Here is a 16,422-nt window from a genome sequence, read left to right as displayed (position 1 = left end):
AACCGCGGAACCGCCCGGAAACGTCAAGCATTGTCGGGCGGTTTTGCAGCGCGAGTCAGAAGGGCTAACATCTCACCCCGGACCAAAAGCCAAAACAGGGAGTTCATATGGCGACAAGGGTGCGAGAGGTGAACGAGACGAAGCGCTTCCATGCCGCGCGATTCATGCTGTGGGCGTTGGCTTGCGCCGCGCCGTCCGCGCATGCGGCGATGAATTTCTGTGCCGCGCCCGCCATGCAGACGAGCGAGCGCACCAATGCCGATCCCGGCGTGAAGGCGCTCGTGCAGATGGTGCAATCGCACGTCAACGACCAGCCGAAGCCACTCGCGAAACTGCATACCGAAGGCACGCTGCCGCACGAAGGCATACGCGACGAGAGCATCGAAGCCGAAAAGGATCTCGGCTTGATGCGCGATGCCGCGCTCGCCTGGCGCGCGACCGGCGACGAGCGTTATCTGCGTCTCGTCGACCGCTTTCTGTTCGCGTGGACGACAACGTATCAGCCGAGTTTCAATCCGATCGACGAGACCAACTTCGAGTCGCTGATCCTCGCCTACGATCTGACCGCGAGCGCGTTGCCGGTGAAGACGCGCAACGCGGCGAACGCGTTCATCACGAAGATGGTGACGGGCTACGTCGCCGACATGGACAAGCAGAAGCGCCCGCTCACGGGCACGTATCGGAACAACTGGCAGAGTCATCGCGTGAAGCTGGTGGCGATGGGCGCATTCACCATCGACGACCGCAAGCTCATCAACGCGGCGCAGCGGCTGTTCGTCGAGCATATCGGCGACAACATCGCGCCGGATGGATCGACCGTCGATTTCGCCGAACGCGATGCCTTGCGCTACGTCACCTACGATCTTCAGCCGCTCGTGACGGCGGCGCTGGCCGCGCGACGGCATAACCGCAACTGGCTGCCGGAGCGCGCGCAGTCGGGCGCAACGCTCGCGCAAGCGCTCAACTGGCTTACCCCGTATGCGCTCGGCACCCGCACGCATGACGAATTCGTGCATTCGACCGTGTCTTTCGATGCCAAGCGTCGCGAAGCCGGATTGCCGGGATTCTCGGGTCAGTGGGACCCGAAAAACTCGGCGGAACTCTTTCATCTCGCGGCGCGTCTCGACGGCCGTTATGCGCCGGTGGCGTTGCGGCTCGCGCCGACGCCGCCTGCGTGGCTCGCGGTGTGTCTGCCGTTGCCGGCGCGATGATCCCGTCTCAAGCAGCTCAAGCAAGGAGCATTCATGGCAGTCAGCGTATTCGACCTCTTCAAGATCGGCATCGGACCTTCGAGCTCACATACCGTGGGCCCGATGCGCGCCGCGCTGATGTTCACGCAAGGGCTCGAACGCGATGGGCTGCTGGACGCGGTGGCATCGGTGAAATGCGAGCTGTACGGATCGCTCGGTGCGACGGGTAAAGGCCACGGCACGGACCGCGGCGTCATGCTCGGCTTGATGGGCGATGCCCCCGACACGGTCGATGCGGGCACCATCGCGCCGCGCCTCGAAACCGTACGCACGTCCAGGACGCTCGCGCTGCTCGGCACGCACAAGATTCCGTTCACGCTGAAGGAGAACATTGCGTTCTATCGGCAGGCGTTGCCGGAGCATCCGAACGGCATGAAGCTGCACGCATTCGACGCGAGCGGCGAGCCGTTGCGCGAGGCGACGTATCTGTCAGTGGGCGGCGGCTTCGTGGTGACGGCGGGCGCGGCGAACACGGCGGTGCTTACGGCCATCGAACACTTGCCCTACGCCTTCAAGACGGGCGATGAGTTGATGAAGATGTGCGCCGATTCGGGCAAGTCCATCGCGCAACTGATGTGGGAAAACGAGCGCGTGTGGCGTAGCGAGGACGAGATTCGCGCGGGCTTGTTGCGAATCTGGGACGTGATGCAGGATTGCGTCGCGCGCGGCTGCGGCATCGGCAATCCGGATGCGGATGGGCATCTGCCGGGTCCGTTCCAGGTGAAGCGGCGTGCGCCGGTGTTGTATCGCGCGCTCGCCGGCAAACCCGAGCAGGCGCTGCGCGATCCGCTATCGATGATGGACTGGATCAACCTCTACGCCATCGCCGTGAATGAAGAGAACGCGGTTGGCGGCCGCGTGGTGACGGCGCCGACGAACGGCGCGGCGGGCATCATTCCAGCGGTGCTGCATTACTACGATCGGTTTTTGCCGGGATCGAATGCGCAGGGCGTGATCGATTTTCTGCTGACGGCGGCGGCCATTGGCATCCTCTACAAGATGAACGCGTCGATTTCTGGCGCGGAAGTGGGATGTCAGGGCGAAGTGGGCGTTGCGTGCTCGATGGCCGCCGGGGGACTTGCGGCGGTGATGGGCGGCACGCCCGCGCAGGTGGAGAACGCGGCGGAAATCGGCATGGAGCACAACCTTGGGCTCACGTGCGACCCGGTGGGCGGCATGGTGCAGATTCCGTGCATCGAACGTAACGCGATGGGATCGGTGAAGGCCGTCAACGCGGCGCGCATGGCGATGCGCGGCGATGGATCGCATTATGTATCGCTGGATTCGGTCATTAAAACCATGCGCGAGACAGGGGCGGATATGAAGACGAAGTATAAGGAGACTTCGCGGGGTGGGTTGGCGGTGAATATCGTGGAGTGTTGAGGCTCCAAGCAGAAATTGTCAGGGCGATTGAAAAATTCGGTGGACGAAGCAGTTTCCATCACGCAAGGCGGTTAGCATCGATAGAACTAAAACGAATCTATCGACTGCTCCTTCGGTGCGACGCGGTCGGTTCAAATACTTGAGAGACCGCCTTGCTTCCACAGGATCTTGCTGCGCATAAGCAAGTGCGCAAAACGCTGACCGGCTCGCCAAAGTTCAAGCAGATGGTCAAGAACAAGTGGCCGAAGCCATTTAATCGGATGGCGAGGCCGCGCGTTCACGCCACCGAACTCATTCGCGTGTCGGACGACCACTTCGTATTGTTCGTTTGGCGCGACGGAGAACAACTCGAAGACCGCGCGTTCTACGCGCATCTGCTTTGCTCGCTGCCGAAGGGCGATCTCTATCCCTTGCTCGAGTTTCACTACCATCCAAGCCATAAGGGTTTGCACTGCAAGGTGCCGTGTCGGACGACAAGCGATTATCGGAACCGCTTGCTGCCGGGCGCGCCGGAGCTTAACCTTAAGTCGTCGAAACGTTTCGATCCACGTGCGGAAAATGATCGTGGCGCTTTGATCGTGTTGTTCTGCAAGGCGACGGGCATCACGATCTCAAACGAGCAAGACGGCCAGGGCGACTTATTGTGCTAGCAGACACACTTAAACAAACAATCTGCGCGCTATTCGAAGTTCACGCTGACTCGAACGGCGTGTATCGCGTCATTACGCCGCTCGAATATCCGGGAACAGGCGATCGCGTGGTGGTGCGTATTCGTTCTCGCGACGACGGTTTTGTTATCGATGAAAACGGAGAATCCTGCTTTCACGCAAGTATGGCGGGTGGCGATGTCGAGTCGGGCGCCGTCGAGCGCTGGTCGGAAGCGTTTGCTCAAAACAGTCCGGCGCGCCTCTGCGATGACGAAGTAATCCGCGCTACGACAATCGACGAACGTCTTCTTGCGCCCTATGTGTTCCGCGTCGCGGAGGCAGCGCAACAGCTTTATGGCGTAGCTACGTCTCGCGCCGAACGCCAGGGTAGCAATGAGTTCACGGTCCGCTTGAAATGCGCGATCGACGAGATTGCAAGCGATTTGGGCCTCGCGCATGTGTCGGACGTTGAGTTGCCGATCTCCGGTGGCTTGATCGCCGACCATGTCATCGATACGCCCACGCCTTCCATCGTGATTGCCGCGACAAGCGCGAAGCGTCTTCTAGAAGGGGAGATCATTCATTTGCAGTACCGCGCCCAAAAGATGCCGGGCGCGGTCTTGGCAATTGCGGAGTCGCAACAAGCGGTCGGCAAGATTCAGTTCGAACGCGCGAATTACTACACGTGGAAAACCGTTGTGTTCGATGCGCGCAATCTTCGAAGTCTGATCAGCGCCACGCTTAATTGATTATCGAATCAAGGCCCGCACCTCAAGCCCCAATCAAATTAACCACTTTCACATTCCGCGTATCCGGCACTTCCGCATAAGAAAGCACCTTCAACTGCGGCAGACTCCGGCGCAGGAACCGCGCAAGCATCGCGCGTAGCGAATGCTGCACGAGCAGCACCGGCGGCAAGCCCAAGTTCTGCTGACGCAGCATCGCGTTCTGCGTCGAGTTCATCAGCGTCTGCGCAAGCCCCGGCTCCAGTCCAGGGTTCGCGCCCGTCGAAAGCGCCTGCGACAACACACGCTCCAGCATCGGATCGAGGCCCATCACCTGAAGGTCGTCGGTGCCCGGAAACCACTGCTGCGAAATCGCGCGGCCGAGCGCAAGGCGCACCGCGGCCGTAAGCTCGTACGGATCGGCCAGTCGCGGCGCGTGCTCCTGCACCGCGTCGAGAATGGTGCGCATGTCGCGAATCGGCACGCTTTCGTCGAGCAAATTCTGCAGCACCTTCTGCAACAGCGTGAGCGAAATGGTCTTCGGCACGAGATCCTCGGTGAGCGACGGCGTGTCCTTGCCAATACGATCCAGCAACGCCTGCACTTCCTGACGCCCAAGCAATTCCGCCGCGTGCGTCACGACGAGATGATTCAAATGCGTCGCGACCACCGTGCTGGCATCGACGACCGTGTAGCCATAAACCTGCGCCTGTTCGCGCATATTCGTGTCGATCCACACTGCCGGCAAGCCGAACGCCGGGTCCTGCGTCTGCGGGCCCGGCAAAGTCACCGACACCTGCCCCGGATTGATCGCGAGCCACTGTCCCGGAAACACTTCGCCAACGCCCACTTCCACGCCCTTCAGCGCAATGCGATACCCATTCGGCCGCAATTCCAGGTTGTCGCGAATATGAATGACAGGCGGCAAAAACCCGATTTCCTGAGCGAACTTCTTGCGAATGCCCTTGATACGCTTGAGCAATTCTCCATCCGTATTGCGATCGACGAGCGGAATCAGCCGGTAGCCCACTTCAAGGCCGAGCGGATCGATCAGCGCGACATCGTCCCAGCTCGCTTCGGCATTCTCCACCGGCGCGGCCGCGACCGGCGTGATGTCCGTAACGTTGCCGGCTTTCTTCTTCGCTTCGGCGCGCTTGTTCATCGAACGCGCGGCGTAGATCAAGCCGCCGCCGAGCAGCATGAACGCAAAGTGCGGCATGCCCGGAATCAACCCCATCACGCCGATGATCACGCCCGTGATCATCAACACGCGCGGGTTCTGGAACAACTGGCCGGTCAACTGCGTACCGATGTCTTCCTCGGTCGCGACGCGCGACACGATCACGCCCGCCGCCGTCGAAATGATGAGCGAAGGAATCTGCGCGACGAGGCCATCGCCGATAGTCAGGAGCGTGTAGTTCGTCGCCGCGTGGCCGAAGTCCATGTCGTGCTGAAGCATGCCGACGATCAGCCCGCCCACGATGTTGATCACCATGATCAGCAAGCCCGCGATCGCGTCGCCGCGCACGAACTTGCTCGCACCGTCCATCGAACCGTAGAACTCGGCTTCTTGCGCCACCGCCGTGCGGCGCTTCTTCGCGGTTTCTTCGTTGATGAGGCCGGCGTTCAGGTCGGCGTCGATGGCCATCTGCTTGCCGGGCATCGCGTCGAGAGTGAAGCGCGCGCCGACTTCCGCGATACGTCCCGCGCCCTTCGTGATCACCATGAAGTTGATGATCATCAGAATCACGAAGACGACGATACCCACGGCGAAATTGCCGCCAACGAGAAAGTGGCCGAACGATTCGATCACCTGACCGGCAGCGTCCGGGCCGGTATGACCTTCGAGCAGCACGATCCGCGTGGACGCCACGTTCAGCGACAGGCGCAGCAGCGTCGAGAACAGCAGCACGGCGGGGAAGGCCGCGAAGTCGAGCGGCTTCTGTGTGTACATGCTGACGAGCAGCACCATCACCGAGAGCGCGATGTTGAAGGTGAACAGCAGATCCAGCAGGAACGCCGGCAACGGCAAGATCATCATGCCGAGGATCATGCAGATCAGGATCGGACCGGCGAGCGCGCGCAAATTCTGCGTGCCGAGCGCGTCGGGGCGTTTGGCGAAAAATCCAGCGCGCGCGTTCATGCTGCGGCTCCATTCGAGGTGTCATCGGCGCCGAGTACGTCGGCGGCTTCTTGTTCGGCATCGGCGTCGGAGACGCTGCCCTTGTCGAGTTCTTTCGGTACTTCGAGATCGGACGGATCGTCCGGCTTGGCGCCGCCGTCTTCGCGATACCGGCGCAGCTGATAAACCCACGCCAGCACCTGCGCGACAGCGCCGTACAGCGCCCCCGGAATCTCGCGGTTGATTTCCACGTTGTGATAGAGCGCACGCGCAAGCGGCGGCGCTTCGAGCAGCGGCACGTTATGCTCGCGGCCCAATTCGCGGATACGCGCGGCCACCAGATCCACACCCTTGGCGACGACCTTCGGCGCGCGCATTTCGCCATCGGCGTATTTGAGCGCGACGGCGAAGTGCGTCGGGTTGGTGACGATGACATCGGCGGTCGGAATTGCCTGCATCATGCGGCGGCGGGCGGCGGCGCGTTGTTGCGCACGGATGCGGCCCTTCACGTGCGGGTCGCCTTCGCTTTCCTTGTGTTCGCGCTTCACTTCTTCCTTGCTCATGCGCAGCTTCTTCGCGTGCGAATAAAGCTGATACGGCACATCGACGGCGGCGACGAGAAAGAGGCCGCCGATGGCCATGCCGCAGCACACGAACAGCAGATGCATGGCGTCGGCGAGCGCGAGGTCGAGCGGCTTGGTCAAAAGACCGAGCACTTCGGCCTTGCGGCTCCACATGGCCGAGCCCGCCATGCCGCCGACGACCACGGTTTTCAGCATCGACATGCCGAGCTGGATCGGACCGTTCGACGAGAACATCTTGCCGAGGCCGCTGATCGGATTGAGCCGGCCGAAGTTCGGGGCAAGCGGCTTCGTGGTGATGAGCCAGCCGCCGAGCGCCATGGGTGCGGCGAGCGCGGCGGCGGCGGTGAGCGCGAGCACCGGCAGCATGGCGAGCATGCCTTCCTTGCTGGCGTTGGCGGCGCCGATCATCATCTGGTGAGTATCGAGCACGTTCTCGTGATTGAAGGTGAACGCGCCGCGCAGAATGCCTTGCAGATGACCGTAGATCGGACCCGACAAACCCCATACCCCGAAAAATCCCGCCGCGAGGAGCGCGAACGATGCGAGTTCCCGCGAGCGCGCAACCTGACCTTCCTCCCGCGCTTTTTCAAGGCGCCTGGGAGTGGCTGATTCGGTTTTTTCGAGATCGCTTTCTTCTGCCACCGCGCTTCGACTCCGGTTCGACTGCGTTAATCGCCATGCACGCGGCGCGAAGCCGCTTCTTGATGAAAGCGATTATTGCGGAGGACGTCGAGCCACCATCGGCGGATAAGGCCGGGGAAAGGGGGTTTATTCGGGTGATGAGAGGCGTTGGAACGGACGCGCCGCGCGGCGGAAGCGTTGATCCGGCGATGTGCCGCGCCGATCGGATGTAAGCGTTGGCATTCGCCGAAAGTCGGACGCCAGCGGACTAAAGCAAGCTCCGACGCTACAAAAAGTGCGAGGCTAATCGGTGAAAGGGAGCGTCGACGCTTGCCGCTGCGGCCATCGGCACACTCGGCGGAATCATGTGCCGACGGTTAGAAAGGCGCGGATCGTTCATCGCGCCCGCCCGGCTAGAGGCTGCGCGGAGCTTCGAACGACTGCAAATCAGCGGGCTTTCGCAAGAGCCAGAGGCGTCAGCAAGCCGGCGATCGAATCAGGCGCGACCGCGTCGAAAAACCAACCCGCCGACAGATAACCAGCCTCGGCCGCCAGCCAGGAGCGCCAAGCGACGTGCGCCCCGATCGAGACAAGAAGCCCGAGAAAGCGTTGGAGAACGGCTGTCGTTTACCGAGTGCCAGCGGAGCAAGCCGCGCCGGCCCGAAAGCGCACCCGGCAAATGCAACCCTCCAACAAATCCTCAAGCTCCCGGCAACCGCCCATCCGGCCCGTAAAAGCCCGCCTTCGACGGCGCAACCTGCAACGCGGCGAGCGCCTTGCGGTTGTATTCCATGCGCGTGCGGATCAACACGCCGTTGTTGTTGTTGCCTTGACGCGCACGGCGAGCCGCGGCGCACAACAACGCCCATTGCTCGGCGATGCGCGCATCGCCCTGAGCGGCGACTTCCATGCCGGCGAAACCGCCCGGCAGGTCGAGCGCGTGCAAATGCGCGTCGCGATCTTTCTCGAGCGCGGCGATGCGCTCGGTCAACTCGGTCTTGTTCTCGATGATTTCCGGCAGCGCTTCGAGCGGCTGCGCGGCGATCAGCGCCTTTTCCTCGTGGGCGAGGAGGGCTTCGAACGCCAGAACGGCGGCGACTTCTTCGGTAACGGTGGACAGCAGGGCGTCTCTCATTGCAGCTCGCTAAAAAAACGCGGGTTTCACAATGCGCCTGCCGCCGTCGAATTCCGGTTCCGTTGCGCGTCTGCTTTCGAAGCGAAAGCGGGCGCGGCGGAGAAAGAACTCAGGCGCCAGCGGGCGCGGTTCTGGTTTGCAGCATGTCGCGCGCGGAACTCAGCATGCCGTCTGCGATCTTGCCGGCGTCAATCTTGTAGCTGCCGTCGCGCAGTGCAGCCTTGATCGAATCGACTTTCGCCGTATCGACGTCGGCGCTGTTCGACGCGCGCAGACCCGACGACAGCGATGACAGACTCACTTTCGAGTTCTGCGCGGCGGTCGTGCCGGCTTGCGCCACGCTAGAAGCGCTCTTGGCGTCGTTTTGCGATGCACGTTGCGTAGCGTCTTGAATTCCAGCCAGTGCGATGTTGCTGTTCGATTCGATTTTCACGATGTCTATTCCCGTACTTGTTGAGTCCTTTATCGGCGGGGGTGTTTGGAAACTTTACCCAACCAGGGGACCCATACGGGGCATCGACTCGCTCGTCGCCAGCAAAGCCTTACGGGGCGGGCTTTCAGAGCAATTGCAACAAAGTGAAACAAACTGTTATCTGGCCCACATAAGGGCTCCAGCGGCTCTTTCAGACTGATTCGTCCGAACGCGACAGAGCCGAAAAGAGCCACCTTCGGATACGCATCTCGACGGTCTTACTGTCTTTCACGACCTGATTCGCAGATTTCTGCCTCAAGCCGTCTCACATCCGTATCTCGACGGTCTGACTGTCCTTCACGATGCCGGTGATGATCTGTCCGTTGGCCGTCTTCACGCGGACTTGCTGGCCGGGCGCGGCGTTGTTCATCACGCTGCCTTCGGCGGAAATCGAGAATCCGGAGCCATCCGTGACGACATGCACCGTCTGGCCGACGGCAACCGAGCTGGCAGCGCGCAGCATGTCGGTGCGCAGCGGCAACCCCGCCGGCACGCGCGACAGCGCGATCGCGCCCACGGCTTGCGCGGGATCGGTGACGGTGGCCTGCGGCATCGCGGTGATATCGCCTTCGTGGGCGACCACATCGCCCTGACCGAGCATCTCGCCGGGAGCGATCGCGCGCGCCGCCGTGTAGTAAGTCGCGTTGATCGCCACGCGCGCTTGCAGATAGAGCGTCCACGGGCGCTCGCCGACGCAGCGCACGCCTACTGTCATACGGCCCCAGAGCCGTGCGCCGGTCGGCATGAACGGATCGATCGACGAACACGGCGCGAGACCTCGCGGGAACGCAGGCGTCACGGTGATCTCGACCTTGCCCGGCAGTCCGGCGGTTTGTTGCTGAAGAAAAGCCACGGCAGCCGCGCGAATGCTCTCGCCGTCCTGGACGGTGGCGCCGGTGGCGTTCGCCTGTGGCAGCGTCGTCGCGGCGGGCGCTGCGGCGGCTCCCGCCGCGGCGGACGGATTGAAACTGACGCGCTTCATCGGCGATGCCGCGCTGGGAACGGGCGCCGTCGTGCCTGCCGCGATCGGACGCACGGCGCCGTTGCGGGCGGGAATGGCGTCGTCGCGGGTGACGACCACGGGAATCACATCGCGCGATGGCGTGACGGAGGCGACTCTGCGCAGATTCGCGTTCGCGGCGGTATCGGGTTGAGCTGCGGTTTGAGCGGCGCCCGGAGCATCGGCAACCTTGGAAACGGGCGCGCTCATCGCGCCGCTTACTGCATTCTGATTAGCAGAGGCCGCCGCGCGCGCCGTTCCAACGCCCGTTTGCGCCTTCGCTTCGCCCGGACCGGGAATGACGATCATGCCGCTTGCGTCGTCCATGGCGTCGTCGGCGGCTTCGGCGCGTGCTTCGAGCGCGAGCGCGGCGTGGCGCATGGCGGCATCGGCGGCTTTGCTGGCATCGCCGTAGCCGCTCGGGCGCGACATCATCGCGGATGAAATTGCTGCCTGAGAAACGGCGGCCACCGGTGCGGGCGTGGTCGCGGGCGCGGCTTTCGCGGTCTTGAGACCCTTCGCCATTTCCGCCGCGGCTGCCGGATTCGTCTCCGCGTTGCCCGGAATGACGATGGGACCATCGTCCTGCTGCGCGTAAGCGTTCGCCGTAAAGCCAAAACCAGCGGCCCCGACGAACAGGAGGGCCACGCCAGCCGCCGAGCGTCGCGCAAGCGACGACGCCTTCTGCACGCGGCGCTCCATCGCGGCGACGCGGGCAAGAGCCTTCGACGAATGACTGGCGGACCTGCTCATTACTTCTCTCCCTCGCGCGCCGCGAATGCCGCGACGGCGTTCTGATTCGATTGAGCCGTCCTGCCCTTTGCGGGGGCGCGGACAGGACGGCGACTGCAAACCGCTAACGACACGCCGCGATTTTCACGGCGGCACTCCCATTCGACTGACTCGTCTTGCCCAGGCCGGGGCGCGGACAAGACGGCAACTACACATCGCTGGACAAACCCCGCCGCAATGCCACGGCGGCCGAGCCCATCCACCCGAAGTCCCACGAACATCACAGCCGCTTCGACTCCCAAACCATTCCTTTCGACCACGAACCAGATTCTAGATAGACCGCGCGGCGATCAAGCGTCGAATAGAGGCCCCGTTTCCCGGTTATTCGTCGGATTAGTTGTTGCGCGCCGCTCCTAATATTCGTGTCATGCAAAAAGGTCTTGGCGATGCCGGACCCGGACCAAACATCTGTAGAGGACGGTGATGCTAGACAAACTCGACAAGGAATTCGCCTTCGGCCGCGAAGCGCTCGATGTCCGCGCGTATAGGCAGGAACTGCTTTCGTCGAATATCGCCAACGCGGACACGCCGGGCTACAAGGCGCGCGACGTCGATTTCTCGTCCGCCCTTGCTGGCGCGCTGAAGAAAGGCGGCGCCACTGGCACGGCGAGCAGCGCGGGCACGAGCAGCACCGGCACGCTGGCAATGGCGCAGCCGGTCAGCGTAAGCGCTGGCGAGGCAATGGCGGTCACGGCGCGCGGCCACATGTCGGGCACTTCGACGCTCACCGCAGCCGGCGGTTCGAGCGACGACTACGGCCGCCTCGCCTATCGCGTGCCGAACCAGCCGTCGCTCGACGGCAATACGGTCGATCTCGACTCCGAACGCGTGCAATTCGCGGACAACGCGCTGCACTTCGAAGCCGGCATGACGGTGTTGAGTTCGCAGATCAAGTCGATGCTTTCGGCGATCACGTCGAACAGTTAAGGAGCCAGAAAACCATGCCTTCTTTGATGAACATTTTCAGCGTGGCCGGTTCGGCGATGTCGGCTCAGGCGCAACGCCTGAACGTCACCGCGTCGAATCTGGCCAACGCGGACAGCACCACCGGCCCCGACGGCCAGGCGTACAAGGCGAAGCAGGTCGTGTTCGCGGTCGATCCGCTCGGCGGCGCGAAGAGCGGCTCCGGTCAGCAAGTCGGCGGCGTGCAGGTCACCGGCGTGATCGACGACCCGAGCCCGATGAAAACCAGTTACGACCCGAGCAACCCGGCGGCGAACGCGGACGGCTACGTGACGCTGCCGAACGTCGATCCGGTGCAGGAAATGGTCAACATGATGTCCGCGTCGCGTTCCTATCAGGCGAACGTCGAAACGCTCAATACCGCGAAGCAATTGATGCTCAAGACCCTCACCATCGGAACCTGAAGGAACATAACGTGACAACCAGCACAACCATCGGCAGCAACGGCACCACGGTGTCGCAGACGCTCCTCGACACCATGAACGGCGCGTCGTCGGCTTCCTCGACGTCGTCCAGCTCGAGCTCCAGTTCGACTTCGGGCACGTCCGCATCGGACCTGCAGAACACCTTTCTCACGCTGCTCGTGACGCAGTTGAAGAACCAGGACCCGACCAACCCCGCCGACAGCTCGCAGATGACTTCGCAGCTCGCGCAGATCAACACGGTGTCGGGCATCGGTCAGTTGAACACGTCGCTGTCCTCGCTCGCCACGCAGCTTTCCGCCGGCCAGTCGACGCAAGCGGCGATGCTCATCGGTTCGACCGTGCTCGCCTCGGGCAGCAACGTGTCGGTATCGAGTGGCGCGTCGTCGACTTTCGGCGTGCAGCTCGCCAACGACGTGAGCGACCTTCAGGTGGTCGTCAAGAACTCGTCCGGCCAGATCGTCAACACGCTCGACCTCGGCGCGCAGAGCGCAGGCGTCGTGCCGGTCTCGGGCTGGAAGCCGGTCGACTCGAAGGGCAACACGCTCGCCGACGGCACTTACACGATCACCGCGCAAGGCACGATCAACGGCCAGCAGGCAACGGCGACCACGCTCGCGGCCTCGCAAGTCCAGAGCGTCGTGCAGATGACGGGCGGCGCACCGGGTCTCAAGCTCGCGAACGGCTCCACGGTCGCACTGTCGAGCGTCGCCTCGATTCTTTAAACAAACAGACATTCCAGAGAGAAACACATGAGCTATCAACAAGCACTGAGCGGTCTGGGCGCTGCATCGAGCGACCTCGACGTGATCGGCAACAACATCGCGAACGCGAACACGGTCGGCTTCAAGCAAGGCCAGGCACAATTCGCCGATATGTACGCAAGCTCGATGGCCACCGCCGTCAGCAACCAGATCGGTATCGGCACGCGCCTGTCCGAAGTGCAGCAGCAGTTCTCGCAAGGCACGATCACCACGACCAACCAGGCGCTCGACGTCGCCATCAACGGCAACGGTTTCTATCAGTTGTCGAACAACGGTTCGACCGTGTACTCGCGTAACGGCGTGTTCCACCTTGACAACACCGGCAAGATCGTCAACTCGGCCGGCCTGCAACTGATGGGCTACGCGGCGGATTCGAACGGTGTGGTCAACAGCGCGAGCACGGTGCCGCTGTCGGTGCCGACGGCCAATATCGCGCCGACCGCGACGAAGACCATCACCGCGTCGTTCAACCTGAATTCGCAGGACGCAGTGAAGGACAAGGCCGCGTTCGATCCGACCAACGGCAACACGTACAACGCCTCGACCTCGGTCGATGCCTACGATTCGCTCGGCGGCACGCAGAAGGTCTCGGTGTACTTCACGAAGTCCGCGACGGGCTCGTGGGAGGCGTTCGCGGGTTACGGCGATCCGGTCACGCAAAAGTCGGATCTCGGCGCGGTCACGTTCGATACGTCGGGCAACCTGACGAGCAGCCCGAAATACACCTTCACGATTCCCAACGGCGCGGACCCGAGCGGCACGACCACGCAGTCGCTCACGCTCGACCTCACCGGCACGACGCAATACGGCGCGACGAGCGGTCTCGCGAATCTGCATCAGGACGGCAACAGCACGGGCGAACTGACCGGCTTCACGGTTGGCACGGACGGCATGCTGACGGGCAACTACTCGAACGGCCAGACCAAGTCGCTCGGCCAGATCGCGATTGCCAACTTCAACAACCAGAACGGTCTGCAGAACCTGGGCGGCAACGTCTACGCACAGACGGCGGCTTCGGGCGCGGCGCAGGTCGCGGTTCCGGGCTCGACCAACCACGGCGTGCTGCAAGGCGGCGCGGTGGAAGACTCGAACGTCGATCTGACGAGCGAACTCGTGAGCCTGATCACCGCGCAGCGCAACTATCAGGCGAACGCGCAGACGATCAAGACGCAGCAGGCCGTCGACCAAGCGGTCATCAACCTGTAAGCGTCGCCAAGTCAGTCAAGGAAGGAAGCGATTCATGGACCGTCTGATCTACACCGCGATGACCGGCGCAAGCCAGGCGCTAGAACAACAGAGCGTCGTGGCGAACAACCTGGCGAACGCATCGACCACGGGCTTCAAGGCTCAACTCGCGGCGTTCCGTCAAGTGCCGATGTCGTTCGAGAACCAGTCCGCCGATGGCACGACGCGCACTTTCGTGCTCTCGTCCACGCCGAACGCGGACTACTCGGCAGGCCCGATCTCGCAAACGGGCAATCCGCTCGATGTCGCGATTCAGGGACCCGGCTGGCTCTCCGTGCAAACGGCCGACGGCAACGAGGCCTACACGCGCGCCGGCAATCTGCACGTGGATCAGAACGGTCAGCTCGTCACGGCGAACAACTTGCCGGTGCTCGGCACGAGCGGCCCGCTGTCCATTCCGCCGGGCGCGGAAGTGACGGTCGGCAAGGACGGCACGGTGTCCGCGCTGATTCCGGGCGATCCGCCCACGGCGATCGCGACGGTGGATCAGCTGAAGCTCGTGAATCCCGATCCGTCGACGCTGTCGCGCGGCGATGACGGCCTCTTCCATACCGCCGATGGCGACCCCGCCGAAGCGGACCCGAATGTGGTCGTGGCAGGCGGCTCGCTCGAAGGCAGCAACGTGAACCCGGTCTCCGCGATGGTCTCGATGATCTCCAACGCACGCCAGTTCCAGATGCAGACCAAGCTGATGGAATCCGCGGACCAGAACGAACAATCGGCGAACAAGCTGCTGAACTTCAGCTAAGCCGCACAGCCAAGACATTAGGAAACGAACGACATGAACCGCTCCCTCTATATCGCCGCGACCGGCATGAATGCTCAGCAGTCGCAGATGGACGTGATCTCGAACAACCTCGCCAACGTGAGCACCAACGGCTTCAAGGGCTCGCGCGCGGTGTTCGAGGATCTGCTTTATCAGACCGTGCGTCAGCCGGGCGCGAACTCCACGCAGCAAACCGAACTCGCGTCGGGCAGCCAGCTCGGCACCGGCGTGCAGCAAGTCGCGACAGAACGCCTTTACACGCAGGGCAACCTGCAACAGACCGGCAACTCGAAGGACGTCGCGATCAACGGTCAAGGCTTCTTCCAGGTGACGATGCCCGACGGCACGACCGCCTACACCCGCGACGGTTCGTTCCAGACCAACGCGCAAGGCCAGCTCGTCACGTCGAGTGGCTATCAATTGAATCCGGCGATCACGATTCCGCAAAACGCGACCGCGATCACCATCGGCTCGGACGGCACGGTCTCGGTCACGCAGCCGAGCAGCACGGCCAGCACGACGGTCGGCCAGATCACGCTCGCGTCGTTCATCAACCCGGCCGGTCTCGAAGCGAAGGGCGAAAACCTCTTCGCCGAAACGGGCAGCTCGGGCGCGCCGAACGTTTCGCAACCGGGCCTGAATGGCACGGGCTCGCTGCAACAAGGCTATGTGGAAGCGTCGAACGTGAACGTGGTGCAGGAACTGGTCAACATGATCCAGACGCAGCGCGCCTACGAGATCAACAGCAAGGCCGTGACCACGTCCGACCAGATGCTGCAGACGCTTTCCCAGATGCAGGTTTGACGCAGAAGCATTAAACGGATCATCAAGATGTCGCCACTCAACACTATCGTTCGCGCGTCACGCCTTGCATCGCTTCTCGCGCTCGGCGCGGCGCTTGCCGCTTGCGGCCTCGTGCCGAAGGAACCGATCATCCAGCAGCCGATGACCGCGCGTCCGCCGCAGCCGCCCATCGGCACGCGCTCGCCCGGCGCGATCTACAACGCGGGCTACGCAGGCCGGCCGCTGTTCGAAGATCAGCGTCCGCGCAACGTCGGCGACATCCTGACCATCGTGATCTCGGAAAACGTCAACGCGACGAAGTCGTCGGCGGCGAACACCAACCGCACCGGCACGGGCGCGTTCGCCGTGCCGACCGTGCCGGGCGTCTTCGGCGGCCTCTTCAACAACACGAACCTGTCGGCCACGGGCGCCAACAAGTTCACGGCGGGCGGCGGCGCAAGCGCGGCCAACACGTTCAGCGGCACGCTCACCGTCACCGTCACCGAAGTGATGTCGAACGGCAATCTGATGGTCAGCGGCGAAAAGCAGATGCTCATCAACCAGGGTAACGAATACGTGCGTTTCTCGGGCGTCGTCAATCCGACGACCATCTCGGGCAGCAACACGGTCTACTCCACGCAGATCGCCGATGCGAAGATCGAATATTCGGCGAAGGGTTATATCGACGAAGCGCAAAACATGGGCTGGCTCCAGCGCTTCTTCCTCAACGTCGCGCCGTTCTGACCGA

The 16,422-nt window shown here is 62.8% G+C and carries 17 protein-coding genes; 11 read left to right on the top strand and 6 right to left on the bottom strand.

What is annotated here, in order from left to right; translation table 11 throughout:
• The first annotated feature begins 164 nt into the window (after positions 1-164).
• The 3 genes from NCR40_RS13130 to NCR40_RS13120 all read left to right on the top strand — a co-directional run bounded on the left by NCR40_RS13130 (position 165) and on the right by NCR40_RS13120 (position 3,283).
• Complete coding sequence (locus NCR40_RS13130) at positions 165-1,211, top strand: alginate lyase family protein (RefSeq protein WP_250509721.1); 1,047 nt, start codon at positions 165-167, stop codon at positions 1,209-1,211.
• 33 nt (positions 1,212-1,244) lie between these two features.
• Positions 1,245-2,633 carry an L-serine ammonia-lyase gene (locus tag NCR40_RS13125; protein WP_250509647.1) on the top strand — a complete coding sequence of 463 codons (1,389 nt, stop codon included), beginning with the start codon at positions 1,245-1,247 and terminating at the stop codon, positions 2,631-2,633.
• Positions 2,634-2,785: 152 nt separating this feature from the next.
• Positions 2,786-3,283 carry a hypothetical protein gene (locus NCR40_RS13120; RefSeq protein ID WP_244826568.1) on the top strand — a complete coding sequence of 166 codons (498 nt, stop codon included), beginning with the start codon at positions 2,786-2,788 and terminating at the stop codon, positions 3,281-3,283.
• Between the two features lie 29 nt (positions 3,284-3,312).
• Here the strand turns inward: NCR40_RS13120 and NCR40_RS13115 are convergent, their stop codons facing one another.
• The gene (locus tag NCR40_RS13115; protein ID WP_250509646.1) at positions 3,313-3,738 is read right to left on the bottom strand and encodes a hypothetical protein; all 426 of its coding nucleotides are present in this window, start codon (positions 3,736-3,738) and stop codon (positions 3,313-3,315) included.
• Between the two features lie 15 nt (positions 3,739-3,753).
• Here NCR40_RS13115 and NCR40_RS13110 point away from each other — a divergent pair, with 15 nt between their 5' ends.
• The gene (locus NCR40_RS13110) at positions 3,754-4,029 is read left to right on the top strand and encodes a hypothetical protein (RefSeq protein ID WP_250509645.1); all 276 of its coding nucleotides are present in this window, start codon (positions 3,754-3,756) and stop codon (positions 4,027-4,029) included.
• Positions 4,030-4,051: 22 nt separating this feature from the next.
• On the opposite strand, the gene flhA is transcribed toward NCR40_RS13110, so the two are convergent.
• The 5 genes from flhA to flgA all read right to left on the bottom strand — a co-directional run bounded on the left by flhA (position 4,052) and on the right by flgA (position 10,692).
• Complete coding sequence (gene flhA / locus NCR40_RS13105) at positions 4,052-6,148, bottom strand: flagellar biosynthesis protein FlhA (RefSeq protein ID WP_244826565.1); 2,097 nt, start codon at positions 6,146-6,148, stop codon at positions 4,052-4,054.
• Positions 6,145-7,353 (bottom strand): flagellar biosynthesis protein FlhB, encoded by a 1,209-nt coding sequence (gene flhB, locus NCR40_RS13100; RefSeq protein WP_244826564.1) that lies wholly within the window; start codon positions 7,351-7,353, stop codon positions 6,145-6,147. Before flhB ends, flhA begins: the two co-directional genes overlap by 4 nt.
• Positions 7,354-8,032: 679 nt before the next feature.
• Positions 8,033-8,467 carry a flagella synthesis protein FlgN gene (locus tag NCR40_RS13095; RefSeq protein WP_244826563.1) on the bottom strand — a complete coding sequence of 145 codons (435 nt, stop codon included), beginning with the start codon at positions 8,465-8,467 and terminating at the stop codon, positions 8,033-8,035.
• 109 nt (positions 8,468-8,576) lie between these two features.
• Entirely contained in the window at positions 8,577-8,900 is a 324-nt protein-coding gene (gene flgM / locus NCR40_RS13090) for a flagellar biosynthesis anti-sigma factor FlgM (protein ID WP_244826562.1), read from the bottom strand.
• Between the two features lie 304 nt (positions 8,901-9,204).
• Positions 9,205-10,692, bottom strand: a complete 1,488-nt coding sequence (flgA, locus tag NCR40_RS13085; RefSeq protein ID WP_250509644.1) for a flagellar basal body P-ring formation chaperone FlgA — start codon at positions 10,690-10,692, stop codon at positions 9,205-9,207.
• A 462-nt stretch (positions 10,693-11,154) separates the two neighbouring features.
• Between flgA and flgB the strand changes: the two genes are divergently transcribed.
• Genes flgB through NCR40_RS13050 form a run of 7 tightly spaced genes read left to right on the top strand, consistent with a single transcriptional unit; the run spans position 11,155 to position 16,418 of the window.
• On the top strand, positions 11,155-11,658 hold the full coding sequence (gene flgB / locus NCR40_RS13080) for a flagellar basal body rod protein FlgB (protein WP_250509643.1): 504 nt from the start codon (positions 11,155-11,157) through the stop codon (positions 11,656-11,658).
• Between the two features lie 14 nt (positions 11,659-11,672).
• Positions 11,673-12,098 carry a flagellar basal body rod protein FlgC gene (flgC, locus tag NCR40_RS13075; RefSeq protein WP_244826559.1) on the top strand — a complete coding sequence of 142 codons (426 nt, stop codon included), beginning with the start codon at positions 11,673-11,675 and terminating at the stop codon, positions 12,096-12,098.
• An 11-nt stretch (positions 12,099-12,109) separates the two neighbouring features.
• On the top strand, positions 12,110-12,841 hold the full coding sequence (locus NCR40_RS13070; protein WP_250466045.1) for a flagellar hook assembly protein FlgD: 732 nt from the start codon (positions 12,110-12,112) through the stop codon (positions 12,839-12,841).
• Between the two features lie 27 nt (positions 12,842-12,868).
• On the top strand, positions 12,869-14,086 hold the full coding sequence (gene flgE, locus NCR40_RS13065; RefSeq protein ID WP_244826557.1) for a flagellar hook protein FlgE: 1,218 nt from the start codon (positions 12,869-12,871) through the stop codon (positions 14,084-14,086).
• Between the two features lie 34 nt (positions 14,087-14,120).
• Positions 14,121-14,873 (top strand): flagellar basal-body rod protein FlgF, encoded by a 753-nt coding sequence (flgF, locus tag NCR40_RS13060; RefSeq protein ID WP_244826556.1) that lies wholly within the window; start codon positions 14,121-14,123, stop codon positions 14,871-14,873.
• A 33-nt stretch (positions 14,874-14,906) separates the two neighbouring features.
• Positions 14,907-15,695 (top strand): flagellar basal-body rod protein FlgG, encoded by a 789-nt coding sequence (gene flgG / locus NCR40_RS13055; protein WP_244826555.1) that lies wholly within the window; start codon positions 14,907-14,909, stop codon positions 15,693-15,695.
• 27 nt (positions 15,696-15,722) lie between these two features.
• A complete protein-coding gene (locus tag NCR40_RS13050) occupies positions 15,723-16,418 on the top strand; it encodes a flagellar basal body L-ring protein FlgH (protein ID WP_244826554.1) in 696 nt (231 codons plus the stop codon).
• The last annotated feature ends 4 nt before the right edge of the window (positions 16,419-16,422 follow it).

This window comes from Caballeronia sp. GACF4 (assembly GCF_023631025.1).
Taxonomy (GTDB): Bacteria; Pseudomonadota; Gammaproteobacteria; order Burkholderiales; family Burkholderiaceae; genus Caballeronia.
Note: the sequence above shows the minus strand (reverse complement) of the source record. Positions and strands in the feature narration are given on the sequence as shown.

What these genes read in the sequence shown, in the direction of transcription:
- NCR40_RS13130 (WP_250509721.1), top strand. Translation starts at nt 165, where the DNA reads ATGCTGTGGGCGTTGGCTTGCGCCGCGCCGTCCGCGCATGCGGCGATG.
- flgE (WP_244826557.1), top strand. Translation starts at nt 12,869, where the DNA reads ATGAGCTATCAACAAGCACTGAGCGGTCTGGGCGCTGCATCGAGCGAC.
- NCR40_RS13115 (WP_250509646.1), bottom strand. Translation starts at nt 3,738, where the DNA reads ATGCGCGAGGCCCAAATCGCTTGCAATCTCGTCGATCGCGCATTTCAA.
- flgG (WP_244826555.1), top strand. Translation starts at nt 14,907, where the DNA reads ATGAACCGCTCCCTCTATATCGCCGCGACCGGCATGAATGCTCAGCAG.
- flgF (WP_244826556.1), top strand. Translation starts at nt 14,121, where the DNA reads ATGGACCGTCTGATCTACACCGCGATGACCGGCGCAAGCCAGGCGCTA.
- flhA (WP_244826565.1), bottom strand. Translation starts at nt 6,148, where the DNA reads ATGAACGCGCGCGCTGGATTTTTCGCCAAACGCCCCGACGCGCTCGGC.
- flgC (WP_244826559.1), top strand. Translation starts at nt 11,673, where the DNA reads ATGCCTTCTTTGATGAACATTTTCAGCGTGGCCGGTTCGGCGATGTCG.
- NCR40_RS13050 (WP_244826554.1), top strand. Translation starts at nt 15,723, where the DNA reads ATGTCGCCACTCAACACTATCGTTCGCGCGTCACGCCTTGCATCGCTT.
- NCR40_RS13125 (WP_250509647.1), top strand. Translation starts at nt 1,245, where the DNA reads ATGGCAGTCAGCGTATTCGACCTCTTCAAGATCGGCATCGGACCTTCG.
- flgB (WP_250509643.1), top strand. Translation starts at nt 11,155, where the DNA reads ATGCTAGACAAACTCGACAAGGAATTCGCCTTCGGCCGCGAAGCGCTC.
- flgA (WP_250509644.1), bottom strand. Translation starts at nt 10,692, where the DNA reads ATGAGCAGGTCCGCCAGTCATTCGTCGAAGGCTCTTGCCCGCGTCGCC.
- NCR40_RS13095 (WP_244826563.1), bottom strand. Translation starts at nt 8,467, where the DNA reads ATGAGAGACGCCCTGCTGTCCACCGTTACCGAAGAAGTCGCCGCCGTT.